12 protein-coding genes are annotated in these 13,923 nt (G+C 72.2%); 6 read left to right on the top strand and 6 right to left on the bottom strand.

Features of this window, described 5'->3' with window-relative positions; genetic code table 11:
* Window positions 1–137: 137 nt before the first annotated feature.
* On the bottom strand, window positions 138–1,565 hold the full coding sequence (locus tag ACIBO1_RS01440) for a UDP-glucose dehydrogenase family protein (protein WP_396740542.1): 1,428 nt from the start codon (window positions 1,563–1,565) through the stop codon (window positions 138–140).
* 252 nt (window positions 1,566–1,817) lie between these two features.
* Here ACIBO1_RS01440 and ACIBO1_RS01435 point away from each other — a divergent pair, with 252 nt between their 5' ends.
* Window positions 1,818–2,981: an acyl-CoA dehydrogenase family protein gene (locus ACIBO1_RS01435; RefSeq protein ID WP_396740541.1), complete on the top strand. Its 1,164-nt coding sequence runs from the start codon at window positions 1,818–1,820 to the stop codon at window positions 2,979–2,981.
* A 61-nt stretch (window positions 2,982–3,042) separates the two neighbouring features.
* On the opposite strand, the gene ACIBO1_RS01430 is transcribed toward ACIBO1_RS01435, so the two are convergent.
* Window positions 3,043–3,693, bottom strand: a complete 651-nt coding sequence (locus ACIBO1_RS01430; protein ID WP_350700715.1) for a hypothetical protein — start codon at window positions 3,691–3,693, stop codon at window positions 3,043–3,045.
* Window positions 3,694–3,716: 23 nt separating this feature from the next.
* On the opposite strand from ACIBO1_RS01430, the gene ACIBO1_RS01425 reads away from it, so the two are divergent.
* Together ACIBO1_RS01425 and ACIBO1_RS01420 are read left to right on the top strand one after the other, a co-directional pair.
* Entirely contained in the window at window positions 3,717–4,241 is a 525-nt protein-coding gene (locus tag ACIBO1_RS01425; protein WP_396740539.1) for an acyl-CoA thioesterase, read from the top strand.
* 119 nt (window positions 4,242–4,360) lie between these two features.
* Window positions 4,361–6,331: an acetoacetate--CoA ligase gene (locus tag ACIBO1_RS01420; RefSeq protein ID WP_396740537.1), complete on the top strand. Its 1,971-nt coding sequence runs from the start codon at window positions 4,361–4,363 to the stop codon at window positions 6,329–6,331.
* Window positions 6,332–6,789: 458 nt separating this feature from the next.
* On the opposite strand, the gene ACIBO1_RS01415 is transcribed toward ACIBO1_RS01420, so the two are convergent.
* Entirely contained in the window at window positions 6,790–7,479 is a 690-nt protein-coding gene (locus ACIBO1_RS01415; protein ID WP_396740535.1) for a TIGR03089 family protein, read from the bottom strand.
* Between the two features lie 151 nt (window positions 7,480–7,630).
* Between ACIBO1_RS01415 and ACIBO1_RS01410 the strand changes: the two genes are divergently transcribed.
* Entirely contained in the window at window positions 7,631–8,776 is a 1,146-nt protein-coding gene (locus tag ACIBO1_RS01410) for a glycosyltransferase family 1 protein (protein WP_350700632.1), read from the top strand.
* A gap of 48 nt (window positions 8,777–8,824) precedes the next feature.
* On the top strand, window positions 8,825–9,916 hold the full coding sequence (locus ACIBO1_RS01405) for a mannose-1-phosphate guanylyltransferase (RefSeq protein WP_396740533.1): 1,092 nt from the start codon (window positions 8,825–8,827) through the stop codon (window positions 9,914–9,916).
* Here ACIBO1_RS01405 and ACIBO1_RS01400 read toward each other — a convergent pair.
* Window positions 9,885–10,499 carry an NUDIX hydrolase gene (locus ACIBO1_RS01400; RefSeq protein ID WP_396740531.1) on the bottom strand — a complete coding sequence of 205 codons (615 nt, stop codon included), beginning with the start codon at window positions 10,497–10,499 and terminating at the stop codon, window positions 9,885–9,887. The genes ACIBO1_RS01405 and ACIBO1_RS01400 overlap by 32 nt on opposite strands.
* 326 nt (window positions 10,500–10,825) lie before the next feature.
* Between ACIBO1_RS01400 and ACIBO1_RS01395 the strand changes: the two genes are divergently transcribed.
* On the top strand, window positions 10,826–11,815 hold the full coding sequence (locus ACIBO1_RS01395) for an ArsR/SmtB family transcription factor (protein WP_396740530.1): 990 nt from the start codon (window positions 10,826–10,828) through the stop codon (window positions 11,813–11,815).
* A 45-nt stretch (window positions 11,816–11,860) separates the two neighbouring features.
* Here the strand turns inward: ACIBO1_RS01395 and ACIBO1_RS01390 are convergent, their stop codons facing one another.
* Both ACIBO1_RS01390 and cofD read right to left on the bottom strand, forming a co-directional pair.
* The gene (locus tag ACIBO1_RS01390; RefSeq protein ID WP_396740528.1) at window positions 11,861–12,949 is read right to left on the bottom strand and encodes a coenzyme F420-0:L-glutamate ligase; all 1,089 of its coding nucleotides are present in this window, start codon (window positions 12,947–12,949) and stop codon (window positions 11,861–11,863) included.
* Complete coding sequence (cofD, locus tag ACIBO1_RS01385) at window positions 12,946–13,914, bottom strand: 2-phospho-L-lactate transferase (RefSeq protein WP_396740526.1); 969 nt, start codon at window positions 13,912–13,914, stop codon at window positions 12,946–12,948. Before cofD ends, ACIBO1_RS01390 begins: the two co-directional genes overlap by 4 nt.
* Window positions 13,915–13,923 lie beyond the last annotated feature (9 nt).

The raw sequence follows: 13,923 nt of genomic DNA, 5'->3' as shown, positions 1-13,923 counted from the left end.
GGGTTGGCCCCCCCCCCGCCCGCGGGGGGTAGTGTTTTTGGGCGGGGGCCCCCCCCCGCCGTGTTAATACGCCCCCCCCGCGGGGGGGGGGGGCCCCCCCCCCAAAAACCCCCACCCCAACCCCAAGAAAAGCAAGATCAAGGACGCCCCATCCCCCGATACTCCCACCCCGCCTGCGTCCACAGTGCCGAGTCGAGGCAGTTACGCGCATCCACCACGCGCCGTCCGGTGACCAGTTCGCCCAGCGCGCTCGGGTCGGCGTTGCGGAAGTCCGCCCACTCGGTGAGGACGCAGACCAGGTCGACACCGGTCACCGCCGCGTTGACGTCCGGCTCGTAGGTCAGCTCCGGCACCGCCCGGCGGGCGTTCTCCATGCCCTGCGGGTCGAAGACGTGCACCTCGGCACCGGCCTTGTGCAGCAGCGCGGCGACGGCGAGCGCGGGCGCGTCGCGTACGTCGTCGGTGTTGGGTTTGAAGGTCGCCCCGAGGACGGCGATCCGGGTGCCGGACAGGTCCGGGCCGGCCGGACCGGACCGGCGGCCGAGCAGGTCGGCGGCGAGCTGGAGCACCCGGGTCCGGCGACGCAGGTTGATCAGGTCGACCTCGTGCAGGAAGCGCAGCGCCTCACCGGCGCCCAGCTCCTGGGCCCGGGCCTGGAAGGCGCGGATGTCCTTCGGCAGGCAGGCGCCACCGAAGCCGAGCCCGGACTGCAGGAAGCGGTTGCCGATGCGGGGGTCGTACCCGATGGCCTTGGCGAGCTGGGTGACGTCGCCGCCGGCCGCCTCGCAGACCTCGGCCATCGCGTTGATGAAAGAGATCTTGGTGGCCAGGAAGGCGTTCGCGGCGACCTTGACCAGCTCGGCGGTGGCGAAGTCGGTGACCACCAGCGGCACCTCGCGGTCCTCGGTGGCGGCCAGGTCGAAGACGCCCTTGTGCGCGGCGTAGAGCATGCCGTTGGCCCAGTCGCTCTTGACGCCGACCACGATCCGGTTCGGCCGGAGCACGTCATCGACGGCGAAGCCCTCCTGGAGGAACTCGGGGCTCCAGGCCACCTCGACGCCCAGGTCGGTGGAGGCGTGCTTGCCCACGAGCTGTTCCACCCACTCGGCGGTGCCGACCGGGACGGTGGACTTGCCCACGATCAGCGCCTTGCGGGTCAGGTGCTGGGCCAGGCCGGTGACCGACGCCTCGACGTACGACAGGTCGGCGCCCATGCCGTCGGCGCGCTGCGGGGTGCCGACGCAGATGAAGTGCACGTCGCCGAAGTCGGCGGTCTCGGCGATGTCGGTGCTGAACCGCAGCCGCCCGGCGGCCAGGTTGCGCCGGAGCAGCTCGTCCAGGCCGGGTTCGTGGATCGGCACCTCACCGGCGTTGAGCTTGGCGATCTTGTCGGCGTCGACGTCGAATCCGAGCACCTCGTAGCCGAGTTCGGCGTAACAGATGGCGTAGGTCGCGCCGAGATAGCCAGTGCCCAGGAAGGTCACCCGAGGTCGGGAGGCACCCGAGGGGGGTGTCACCGAGGCGATGGCGGGCATCGGCTGGGTGTTCGGGTACGGGATGGTCACGCCTGTCTCTCCGCTCGCACTGGCGGCGCGTGGTCGCGTCGCGGTCCGCTGCGGCGCCTGGCGGGGCACCGGAGGGGGGTCGTTCTGCTGTCTGAGCTCCATCATCGCCGAGCGGCGTCGATGCGCCGTTCCGGCTTAGCCTACGCGCCGGTAACATTTCTCGGACGGTGGTGACTATCCTTCAGTCTGCGCGATGGCCGTCCAGGTGACGCTACAGACTGCGCATAGTAGCGGTGAAGGGGAGGGGCCGGCATGCCCGCAGAGCAGTCGTTCGATGTGTATCGGTTGCCCGAGGAGCACCAGGCGATCCGGGAAGCCGTCCGTGAGGTCTGTACGGCGAAGGTGGCGCCACAGGCGGCCGAGGCGGACGAGACCGGTGAGTTCCCCACGGCGTCCTACGACGCGTTGCGGGCCGCCGACTTCCACGCCCCGCACATTCCGGAGGAGTACGGCGGGGCGGGTGCCGACGCGCTGGCCACCGCGATCGTGATCGAGGAGGTCGCCCGGGCCTGTGCCTCGTCCTCGCTGATCCCGGCGGTGAACAAGCTCGGCACCATGCCGCTGCTGCTCGCCGGCTCCGACGATCTCAAGCGCCGCTACCTGACCCCGGTCGCCGCCGGTGAGGCGATGTTCTCGTACTGCCTGTCCGAGCCGGAGGCCGGCAGCGACGCGGCGTCGATGACCACCCGGGCGGTGCGCGACGGCGATCACTGGGTGCTCAACGGCGTGAAGCGCTGGATCACCAACGCCGGGGTGTCCGAGTTCTACACCGTCTTCGCCGTCACCGACCCGACCGCGCGTTCCCGGGGCATCTCCGCCTTCGTGGTCGAGAAGTCCGATCCGGGCGTCAGCTTCGGTGCGCCGGAGAAGAAGCTGGGCATCAAGGGCTCGCCGACCCGCGAGGTGTACCTGGACAGCGTGCGGATCCCGGCGGACCGCATGATCGGCGCCGAGGGCACCGGTTTCGCCACCGCGATGAAGACGTTGGACCACACCCGGGTCACCATCGCGGCGCAGGCGCTGGGTATCGCGCAGGGCGCGCTGGACTACGCGAAGGGGTACGTGGCCGAGCGTAAGCAGTTCGGCAAGGCCATCGCCGAGTTCCAGGGTGTGCAGTTCATGCTCGCCGACATGGGCATGAAGCTGGAGGCGGCCCGGCAGCTCACGTACGCCGCGGCCGGCAGGTCCGAGCGCGGTGACGCCGACCTGACGTACTTCGGTGCGGCGGCGAAGTGCTTCGCCTCGGACGCCGCCATGGAGATCACCACCGACGCGGTGCAGTTGCTCGGCGGGTACGGCTACACCCGGGACTACCCGGTCGAGCGGATGATGCGCGACGCCAAGATCACCCAGATCTACGAGGGCACCAACCAGGTCCAGCGCATCGTGATGGCCCGCCAACTGCTCAAGGACTGACGACGGAGGGCTCCGCCCGGCGGCACAACGGCCACCGGGCGGAGCCCTTCTCTCCGTTCGATCAGTTGGTCGCGTCGTCGCGTCGCGGCAGGCTGCCGGGCGGTGCCGACCAGGGCGACGTCCCACTGGTACGCCGGGGCAGCGGCTCGGTCGGCGTGTCGTCCGGGTCCGGGTAGCCGAGGCTCAGCGGCTCGGTGTCCCGTTCCGCCGCCTGCGGGGGCGGCCACTCGGTCACCGGCAGGTCCTGGGTCGTCGCCTCGGCCGGCGGCGGCACCACCGGTGCGGGCGTCGGCCAGCGCCGCCACCGCTGCCCGCTGAACGTCGCCATCAGCAGCAGCAGGCCGATCAGGAACAGGGTGCCGTTCTGCACCGGCAACCGCAGCGGCAGCGGGTCGCCGAGGAACTCCCAGTCGGCCGGGATGCGCTCGCGAACCCGGAAGGGCGCGACGAACAGCCCGACGTACGGGGTGATCAGCAGCAGCCCGGCCACCAGCGGGCCGAGCGGTGAGATGCGCAGTGTGCCGAGCAGGCCCAACACGATTCCGCCGACGGCGAGATAAACGGCCGGTTCGATCAGGTTTGCCGTGTTCGAGGTGCCGATCTCCACCCACCGGTCGACCGTCCCGGCCGACCCGTCCTGCCCCAGGGTGACCAGCACCCAGGTGACCGGTGCCACCACCAGCCCGGCGAGGAAGCTCCACAGATGTCGCATCCGCGCACCGTACCGTTTCCGCCATGACCGAGCACCTCTCCGCCGCGCCACCAGGCAAGCCGACGTCGTACTCCCGGGTGACCCTCAGCCGGATCATGACGGCGGTCGACGTGAACCTCTACGGCACCGTGCACGGCGGGGTGTTGATGAAGTTCGTGGACGACGTCGCCGGTGCCGCCGCGGCCCGACACAGCGGGGGCACGGCGGTCACCGCCGCGATCGACGAGATCGTCTTCTCCGAGCCGGTCCGGGTCGGCGACCTGATCCACGCGTACGCCCAGATCAACTGGACCGGGTTGACGTCGATGGAGGTCGGCGTACGGGTGATGGCCGAGCGCTGGGACTCGGCCGAGGCGGAGGCGGTGCGGGTGGCCACCGCGTACCTCGTCTTCGTCGGCGTCGAGGTGGGCGGCGCGCCACGGGCGGTGCGGCCGGTGCTGCCGGAGACGCCGGAGGACGAACGTCGCTGGCGCGAGGCGGAGATCCGCCGCGCCCACCGGCTGGCCCGCCGCCGCGCCATCCAGGACGCCCGGGGCGAGTCCGGCTGAGCGGTTTGTGTTAGCAGGGGACCCCGGTACTACCGCAGGCGTTAACAAGGTGCCCTTCCTTAAGATGACGCCACGGCCCACGGCACAGCGTCGTGCCGGGCCAGGGGAGGAGTGGACCAGTGACGGACGTGCTGTGGACGCCGCCGGCGGACGTGCTCCAGCGCTCACGCATCGGGGCGTACCTGCGGTGGCTGGCCGAGCACCGAGGGCTCGAATTCGCCGACTACGAGGCGCTCTGGCAGTGGTCGGTCACCGACCTGGACGCCTTCTGGCGCTCGATCTGGGACCACTTCGAGGTCGTCACGCACACCCCGCCGACCGCCACGCTGGCCGCGCGTGACATGCCGGGGGCGCGGTGGTTCCCCGACGCCACGCTCAACTACGCCGAGAACGTGCTGCGGATGCCCGGCCGGGCCGACGACGACCCGGTGGTGATCGCGCACTCGCAGACCCGCGCGCCGGTCACGCTGACCGCCGTCGAGCTGCGCGAGCAGGTCCGCCGGGTGGCCGCCGGGCTGCGCCGGCTCGGCGTGGGCGCCGGCGACCGGGTGGCCGCGTACGCGCCGAACATCCCCGAGACGTACGTGCTGCTGCTGGCCACGGCCAGCCTCGGGGCGATCTTCTCCTCGTGTGCGCCGGAGTTCGGCACCCGCAGCGTCACCGATCGCTGGCAGCAGATCGAGCCGACCGTGCTGGTCGCGGTGGACGGCTACCGCTACGGCGACAAGCCTGTGGACCGGCGTACCGAGGTGGCCGCGATCCGGGCCGCGCTGCCGTCGCTGCGGCACACGGTGAGCATCGGCTACCTCGACCCGTCGGCCCCGCCTCCGGCGGACGCGCTCTCCTGGGCCGAACTGGCCGCGCCGACCGACGAGCCGGCGACGTTCACCCCGGTCCCGTTCGACCACCCGCTGTACGTGCTCTACTCCTCGGGCACCACCGGCCTGCCCAAGCCGATCGTGCACGGGCACGGCGGCATCCTGCTGGAGCATCTCAAGATGCTCGCCCTGCACCACGACCTCGGTCCGGCCGACCGGTTCTTCTGGTTCACCACCACCGGCTGGATGATGTGGAACTTCCTGGTCTCCGGCCCGGCGGTGGGCGCGACGATCGTGCTGTTCGACGGCAACCCGGGCCACCCGGACCTGGGCGGGCTGTGGCGGTTGGCCGAGGAGACCGGCACCACCTACTTCGGCACCTCGGCGCCGTACCTGCTGGCCTGTCGCAAGGCGGGCCTGGTGCCGCGTGAGATCGCCGACCTGTCCGCGCTGCGCGGGCTGGGATCGACCGGTGCGCCGCTGCCCGCCGAGGGCTTCACCTGGGTGTACGAGTCGGTCGGCACCGACCTGCAACTCCAGTCCCTGTCCGGCGGCACCGACGTGTGCACCGGTTTCGTCGGCGGGGTGCCGTTGTTGCCGGTGCACGCCGGTGAGATCACCTGCCGGGCGCTCGGCGCCAGGGTGGAGGCCCGCTCGGCCGACGGCACCCCGGTCATCGGCGAACTGGGCGAACTGGTCATCACCGCGCCGATGCCCAGCATGCCGGTGGGCTTCTGGAACGACCCCGACGGAAGCCGCTACCGGGAGGCGTACTTCGACGTCTATCCCGGAGTCTGGCGACACGGCGACTGGATCACCATCAACGCGCGCGGCGGCTGCGTGATCACCGGTCGCTCCGACGCCACCCTGAACCGGGGCGGCGTACGTCTGGGCACCGCCGAGTTCTACTCGGTGGTGGAGGGGCTGGACGAGGTCGTCGACTCGGTGGTCGTGCACCTGGAGGACGACGAGGGCGGCGCAGGTGAGCTGCTGCTCTTCGTGGTGCTCGCCGACGGCCTGACCCTCGACGACGCCCTGCGCGCGACGATCTCCCGCGAGCTGCGGACCGCCCTCTCACCCCGGCACGCACCCGACGAGATCCACCAGGTCCGCGCGGTGCCGCGCACCCTGTCGGCGAAGAAGCTGGAGGTCCCGGTCAAGAAGATCCTCACCGGCACCCCGATCGACCAGGCCGCCGCCAAGGGCGCCCTGGCCAATCCCGACTCCCTGACCGCCTTCGCCACCCTCGCCCAATCCCGCCCCACCCCCTAACCTGTCCCGCCCTACCCCACCCCCACCCCCACCCCCCACCCCCCCGCCCTCGCCCCGTTGATCAAGAGGTTTGCGTCGGGCTCGGGCGGGATTCTGACGCAAACCCCTTGATCAACGAGCTTCGGCGTCAGTCGTGCACGGCCCGCCCCGTCGGTCATGGACCTGGGGTGGGAGCGAAAGGGATGAATGTGGTCGGAACACCAGTCACAACTCCATGATCGACGGAGGAGTGTCTCCGTCCCGCCTCTCCGTTGTCGCTGACTGGGGGCGGGCTTCCCTGTCCAGTTCGTGATCACGCTCGATCCAGGATCGAGTGGTCTCGCAGTTGCCGGGATGCCACTCGATCCTGGATCGAGCGGGCAGCATCCGAGGCGGTTCGGCGGGGTGGTGTGACGTGCGGCAAGGTGCGGCGTGCGGGATGGTGGCGGGGTGGCGGGGGAGGATGCCGGGGGAGGGCCTCAGGGGAGGGTGTGGGTGGCCTTCTCGGTGGTGGCTCGGGTGGGTAGGCGGGCGTGGTCGGGGTGGGCGCAGAGGACGGTCGACGCGCGCGCGGTGAGCGGGGCCAGCAGCCAGTCGACCGGGTCGGGCAGGGCGTCCACGTCGATCAGGACCCGCTCGCCGGACGAGATGCCCAGCTCGGTCGCGCGGGCGGTCGCGCGCTCACGCAGCGTGACGTGGTCCGGCCCGCCGGGCGGGTACGCGCCGAAGTGGTCGCCGTGCGCGCGTACCTCGGTGACGAAGTCGGCGAAGCCGGACGGCACCTCCCGCAGCGGCAGCGCGAACGGGTGCAGGGCGAGCGCGTACCGGTCGGCGGCCGACCAGTCGTCCGCCTCGGCGGCCCGGTCGGCGGTGGCGAACAGGACGTCCACGGCACCCGGGCGATCGGCCACGGTCAGGCCGGCCGACCAGCAGCCGAGCAGCACGGCGGCGGTCTGCCAGTGTGGTGGCAGCAGCACCGCCGCGGTGTCACCGGGGCCGAGCGACAGTTCGTCGACGAGCAGGTTGGCGGTCTTGGCCACCCAGTTCGTCAGCGTGGCGCCGGAGAGTTCGGTGCGCTCGCCGGTCGCGTCGTCGTACCAGGTGAGCAGCGGGCGGGTCGGGTCGGTCGCGATTGCGTCGGGCAGGACGCGGGCAATGTTGTCGGCCATCGGCGCGAACGATACGCCGCTGCCGCCCGTACTCGATGACAGTCACAAGTCGGCGAACCGTCGGGTCGGAGTCAGCGTCCGTACTCGGCACCGGCGTAGGCTTGCCCGAAGTGTTGTTCCCCACAGTCCCGCCACCACAAGGAGTCGCCCCGTGACCGCCGGTCGCCCGCCCCGCGTGCTCATCGACGCCACGAGTGTCCCCGCCGACCGCGGGGGCGTCGGTAGATACGTCGACGGCCTGCTCGGCGCCCTCGGCAAGGTGTGCGGGTCGGCGGTGGAACTGGTCGTGGTCAGTCTCCGCACCGACCTGGACCGCTATCGCCGGATGCTGCCCGGAGCCGAGATCGTCCCCGCGCCCGCCGCCGTCGCGCACCGTCCCGCCCGGCTCGCCTGGGAGCAGACCGGCCTGCCGCTGCTCGCGCAGCAGGTCGGTGCCGAGGTGCTGCACTCGCCCTTCTACACCTGTCCGTTGCGGGCCGGCTGCCCGGTCACGGTGACCCTGCACGACGCCACCTTCTTCACCGAGCCGGAGCACTACGACAAGTCCCGCCGGACGTTCTTCCGCAGCGCGATCAAGACCTCGCTGCGCCGCGCCAACCGGGTGATCGTGCCGAGCAAGGCCACCCGGGACGAGCTGATCCGGCTGCTGGACGCGGACCCGACTCGGATCGACGTGGCCTACCACGGTGTCGACCACGACGCCTTCCACGCCCCCGGCGACGAGGAGAAGGCCCGGGTACGCGCCCGGCTGGGCCTGGGCGGCAGCAGCTACGTGGCCTTCCACGGCGCGAAGGAACCGCGCAAGAACGTGCCGAACCTGATCCGTGGTTGGGCGCGGGCGGTCGCCGACCGGGAGGACCCGCCCGCGCTGGTGATCGCCGGTGGTCAGGGGCACGACGACGACATCGACCGGGCCGCCACCGAGGTGCCGTCGCACCTGCGGCTGCTGCGCCCCGGTTACCTGCGCTACGCCGACCTGCCCGGCTTCCTCGGTGGTGCCCTGGTGGCCGCCTATCCGTCCTACGGGGAGGGTTTCGGTCTGCCGGTGCTCGAGGCGATGGCGTGCGCCGCGCCGGTGCTCACCACGCCCCGCCTGTCGCTGCCCGAGGTGGGCGGCGACGCGGTGGCGTACACCAGTGAGGACCCGGACCAGATCGCCACCGACCTGGCCGCGCTGCTCGACGACGAGCCGCGCCGGTTGTCGCTGGCCAAGGCCGGTTTCGACCGGGCCAAGGAGTTCACCTGGGAATCGAGCGCCGAGGTGCACATCGCCGCGTGGTCACGGGTGCGGGCCTGACGGTGGCAACCCGGCACCCGGGGCGGGCGGTTCGGGCATGATGTCCTGGTGATCTATGTCGTCATTCCGGCGGGTGGCAGCGGCACAAGGCTGTGGCCGCTGTCCCGCTCCGGCCACCCCAAGTTCCTCCACCCGTTCACCGGCACCCCCGCCTCGTTGCTCCAGGCGACGGTGGAGCGGGCGGCGCCGCTGACCACTCCGGAGCGGACCATGGTGGTCACCGGGGCCGCGCACGCGGCGGCGGTGGCCCGCCAGTTGACCGGCGTCCCCGAGGAGAACATCCTCATCGAGCCGTCGCCGCGCGACTCCTGCGCCGCCATCGCGCTCGCCGCGGCGGTGATCGCGGTCCGGGACCCGGACGCGGTGATGGGATCGTTCGCGGCGGACCACCTCATCGGTCAGCCGGAACAGTGGGTGGAGACGGTCCGGGCGGCGGTCCGGGGCGCGGACCAGGGTCTGCTGATGACCGTCGGCATCACGCCGACCCGGGCGGAGACCGGCTACGGATACCTCCAGACCGGTGACCCGGTGGGAGACGGTCCGATGCGTCCGGTCGTCGAGTTCAAGGAGAAGCCGAACGCCGAGGTGGCCGAGGCGTACGTCCGATCCGGCCGGTACCTGTGGAACGCCGGCATGTTCGTCTGGCGGGTGTCGGCGTTCCTCGCCGAACTGGCCCGCCAGCAGCCCGCCCTGCACACCGGGGTGACCGCGATCGCGGCGGTGTGGGGCACGCCCGAGCAGGACGACGTGCTCGGCGCGGTCTGGCCGACGCTGCCGAAGATCTCGGTCGACTACGCGGTGATGGAGGGTGCGGCGAGCGCCGGCCGGGTCGCCACGGTGCCGGGCGACTTCCGCTGGAACGACGTGGGTGACTTCCACACCCTCGGCGAGGTGTTGCCGACCGACGACGACGGCAACGTGGTGCTCGGTGGCGACGTCAAGTCCGAGGTGCTGTTGCGGGACAGCAGCGGTTGTGTGGTGGTGCCGCAGTCCGGGCGCATGGTGGCCGGTGTCGGCGTGCACGACCTGATCGTGGTCGACACGCCGGACGCGCTGCTGGTCTGCCCGCGCGGACGCGCCCAGGACGTCAAGGCGATCGTGGACGAGCTCAAGGCACGAGGTGAGGACAAGCTCGTCTGAACGCGGCCAGCCCGGGCGGGATGAGCCGGGCGGTCCCGCCGGCCAGCGGTTGCGGTAGCTGGTCCGGCGGGAACCAGCCGAGCGCCTCGGACTCCGCGCTGACCGTCTCCACCGCACCGGGCGGGGCGAAGACGGCGAAGCGTACGTCGTGGTGCAGGGATCCGCCCTGGCAGCCGACCTCGTGCACGTCCACGTCGATCGGCACCGGGTCGACCCGCAGGCCGGTGATGCCGGACTCCTCGGTCGCCTCGCGGAGTGCGGCCCCGGCCAGCGTCCCGTCACCCGACTCGCAGTGCCCGCCGAGCTGCACCCAGCGGTGGAACTTGCGGTGCAGGCAGAGCAGCACCCGGGTGCCGGTCGCGTCGAAGAGCAGGGCGCTGGCGGTGACGTGTCCGGCCCGGTGCTCGCGGCTCATCGCGACCGGTCCGGCGGTCAGCAGGTCGAGGGTGCGGTCCCGGGCGGTCGCGGCGTCCGGGCTGGTCGGCGTCCATCCGGTGAGGACCGCCGACGCGTCGGTGTGCAGTGCGGGCCAGCCGTCCGCCGGGGCCTGCGGGTGCTCGTCGGTTGCATGAGGCGTCGACACGGCCCCTCCTTCCGTCCCGCACAGCGTACGGGCGGTCGGGAGGGGAGTGGCGGGGCGGGACGGCGGACGACCGGGTGGCACCCCTGCGGAAGCGTGAGCCGCAGACCCTCGTATGGTGCCGCCCGGCCGTGCCTTCCCCGGCCCCCGGACTCCGCTGTGGGGCGACACGCGATGCGTGCTGTCCCTGCGGCACGCAGAGCATGGCGGACCCGGGTGCCGGGAGTCGAGGTCTTTTAGCCCACGCTTAACAGACCAAGGCAATGTGTCCCAGGTAAAGTGCCAAGCGTCGCCGGGCGTCCCTCAGTCGGGTGACGGGGAGTCGTTCCATGCTGAAGATCCATTTCTCCGGCGAGGACATCCTCCGGACCAGAGTCGCTCCGGCTGCGGACCCGATCTGGGAAGTGGTGCTGAGCCTGCATCTGCTGCCCGGACGCAGCCGGGACCCACTGCTCGCCGGGTGGCGACGTGAGGTCATGCGCGGCCTACGCCGGCAGGATGACGCCGACGGGCTGCGGTTGCTGCTGGCGTTGAACCCGCCGCGTGGCTACTTCCCGGACTTCCTCACCCCGTACGAGAGTGTCGGCGGGTTCGAGGCCGGGATGGAGGCGCTGCGGCGTACCCCTGCGACGTTGCTGCACCGCGACCTGAGCCGGCTGGCCAGTGGTCGGAGCCTGCCCACCGGGGCCGACGCCCTGGCCCGGGGTGAGCCGCGGGCGTTGGACGACCTGACCGACGCGATGAGCCGGTACCGCGACCTGGCCCTCGGTCCCTACTGGGAGCGGGTGCAGGCGGCGGTGGACGCCGACCGGAACCGGCGGGCGCGGGCCATGCTCGACGGCGGCATCGAGGGTCTGCTGACCTCTCTGCGGCCGGGTGTGCGCTGGGAGTCCGGTGTGCTGCACATCCCCGACTATCCGAACAGCCGCGAACTGCACCTGCTGGGGCGAGGGCTGCTGCTGGTGCCGTCGTACTTCTGCGCGAAGACACCGGTGGCGCTGGTCGACCCGGAGTTGCCGCCGGTGCTGGTCTATCCGGTGGACCGGCTGGGCGGGCTGGTCGCCGACGAGGTCGACGGGACTGGCACCGGCCACAAGGCGTTGGCCGCGCTGCTCGGCCGGACCCGGGCCGCGGTGCTCGCGGCCACCGACGGCGGGTGCAGCACCGGCGAGCTGGCCCGCCGGTTGCGGATCTCGGCGGCGGCGGCCAGCCAGCACACCACCGTGCTGCGCAATGCCGGCCTGCTGGTGAGCCACCGCGACCGCAACACCGTCCTGCACACCCCCACCCCGCTGGGGCGCGCCCTGCTCAACCCCTGACCGACGGGCCCGGCGGCGGGCCCTCGGAGGGGCGGCGGCGGGCCCTCAGAGGGCCAGGGAGGCGGCGGCGGTGGTGGCCGGCGGCGGGGGGAGGAGTTGGGAGGGGACGTGGTGGGCCGCGAGGGCGGTCCGCAGGCGCTGCACGTCGGTGCCGAAACGGACCAGTTGGACCGTGCCGACCGGGGTGGGCGGGGAGCACAGCACCAGGCCGGTGGCGCGGTCCGGCCAGCCGGGCACGGTGGTGACCAGTCCGGCGCGTACGTCGTCGTCGACGACCTGGGTGAACACCGTGCCGGGCGCCACGACGTCGATGACCGAGGCGATCGCCGCGGCGACCACCGCCGGGTCGGGGCGTACCTCGCCGGGGCGGTCCGGCAGGTGTGCGGCCTCGGTCAGCCCGGCCGCCCGGGCCTCGGCGGTGCCGAGCGAGAACAGGTCCATCGACGCGTCCCGCACCAGGACCCGCGCACCGTCGCCGTCGTCGTCCTGCCCGGCGGTCAGGTAGCCCCGGACCACCGCGACCGGCATCTGGTCGCACTTGCCCTTGATCAGTTCGCCCGCGCCGGCCAGCTCGTCGACCACGGCCATCTGGGTCAACACCAGCTCGTTGCCGTACGGGTCGACCTCGCCCCGGTGGTCCCGGATCGCGTCCATCCCGGCCACCCCGAGGGCCACGTCGGTGAGCCCGTTGCGCCACGGCCGACCCATGGTGTCGCTGATGATCACAGCGACGTTCACGCCGTGACGGGCCCGCAGGCCGGCGCGCAGTGCCCGGGCCGAGGCGTCCGGGTCCTCCGGGAGCAGCACCAGCCGGGTCTTGTCGACGTTCGAGGCGTCGATGCCGGCGGCCGCCATCACGAAGCCGTGCCGGGTCTGCACGATCCGGGTCGGGCCGCGCGACGCCACCACCCGGACCGTCTCCGAGGCCAGCACCTCGTCCCGGGCGGCCTGCCGCTCCGGGCCGTCGGCCGGTACGTCCACCAGCCGCCCCTCCGCCTTCGAGACGATCTTGCTGGTCACCACCAGCACGTCGCCGTCGCGCAGCCAGGGTGCCGCGCCGCCGATCAGCGCCGCCAGGTCGTCACCCTCGGTCACGTGGCCGATGCCCGGCACCGGCAGGATCTCCAGTCTCACGTCAACTCCACCGCGGCGCGGACCATCGCCGCCGTCGCCGCCTCGTCGGTCATCCGCAGCGGCACCGCGCGTACGGTCACGTCCGGCACCTGGGTGCCCGCATCCTCCTCGGCGACCAGCCATCCGTCGAGCAGGCCACCGGTGGCCCGGCTGCCGTACAGCCCGCCGACCCCGGCGGCGGTGCACGGCACGCCGACCACGGAGAGGCACCGGTCCGCCATGCCGCGCACCGGTGCGCCACCGATGATCGGCGACACCCCGACCACCGGTGCCGGACCGCCGGTCAACGCCTCCCGTACACCCGGCACGGCGAGAATCGGCGCGATGCTGACCACCGGGTTGCTCGGTGCCACCAGCACCACGTCGGCACCGGCGATCGCCTCCGTCACGCCGGGTGCCGGCTTCGCGGCCTCCGCGCCGACGAAGACGAACCGGTGCGTCGGCACCTGGGCGCGGTACCGGATCCACCACTCCTGGAAGTGGATCGCCCGCTGCCCGTCGGCGCCGTCGCCGGCCTCGTCGGGCGGGGTCACCACCACGTGCGTCTCCAGGCGGTCGTCGGTCGCCGGCAGCAGGCGTACGCCGGGCTGCCAGCGGGTCGCCAACGCGTCGGTCACCTGGTGCAGCGGATAACCGGCGTCGAGCATGGTGGTGCGTACCAGATGGGTGGCCAGGTCCTTGTCGCCCAGCCCGAACCAGCTCGGCTCGGCACCGTACGCGGCCAGCTCGGTCTTGACCGTCCAGCTCTCGCCGGTACGACCCCAGCCGCGCTCGGGGTCGGCCCCGCCGCCGAGGGTGTACATGACGCTGTCCAGATCCGGGCAGACCCGGAGCCCGTGCAGGCGCAGATCGTCGCCGACGTTGACCACGGCGGTCACCTCGGCGCCCACCTCACGGGCGTACGCACGCACCCCGAGCAGGAACCGGGCACCCCCGATTCCGCCGGTCAGAACCACGACACGCATCAGCCCATC

Source organism: Micromonospora sp. NPDC049903 (genome assembly GCF_044460945.1).
In the GTDB taxonomy this organism is placed as follows: Bacteria; Actinomycetota; Actinomycetes; order Mycobacteriales; family Micromonosporaceae; genus Micromonospora.
Note: the sequence above shows the minus strand (reverse complement) of the source record. Positions and strands in the feature narration are given on the sequence as shown.

Excerpts from the sequence above, each read along its gene's own strand:
- ACIBO1_RS01415 (WP_396740535.1), bottom strand. The coding sequence starts at position 7,479 with ATGGCCGACAACATTGCCCGCGTCCTGCCCGACGCAATCGCGACCGAC.
- ACIBO1_RS01430 (WP_350700715.1), bottom strand. The coding sequence starts at position 3,693 with ATGCGACATCTGTGGAGCTTCCTCGCCGGGCTGGTGGTGGCACCGGTC.
- cofD (WP_396740526.1), bottom strand. The coding sequence starts at position 13,914 with ATGCGTGTCGTGGTTCTGACCGGCGGAATCGGGGGTGCCCGGTTCCTG.
- ACIBO1_RS01435 (WP_396740541.1), top strand. The coding sequence starts at position 1,818 with ATGCCCGCAGAGCAGTCGTTCGATGTGTATCGGTTGCCCGAGGAGCAC.
- ACIBO1_RS01425 (WP_396740539.1), top strand. The coding sequence starts at position 3,717 with ATGACCGAGCACCTCTCCGCCGCGCCACCAGGCAAGCCGACGTCGTAC.
- ACIBO1_RS01395 (WP_396740530.1), top strand. The coding sequence starts at position 10,826 with ATGCTGAAGATCCATTTCTCCGGCGAGGACATCCTCCGGACCAGAGTC.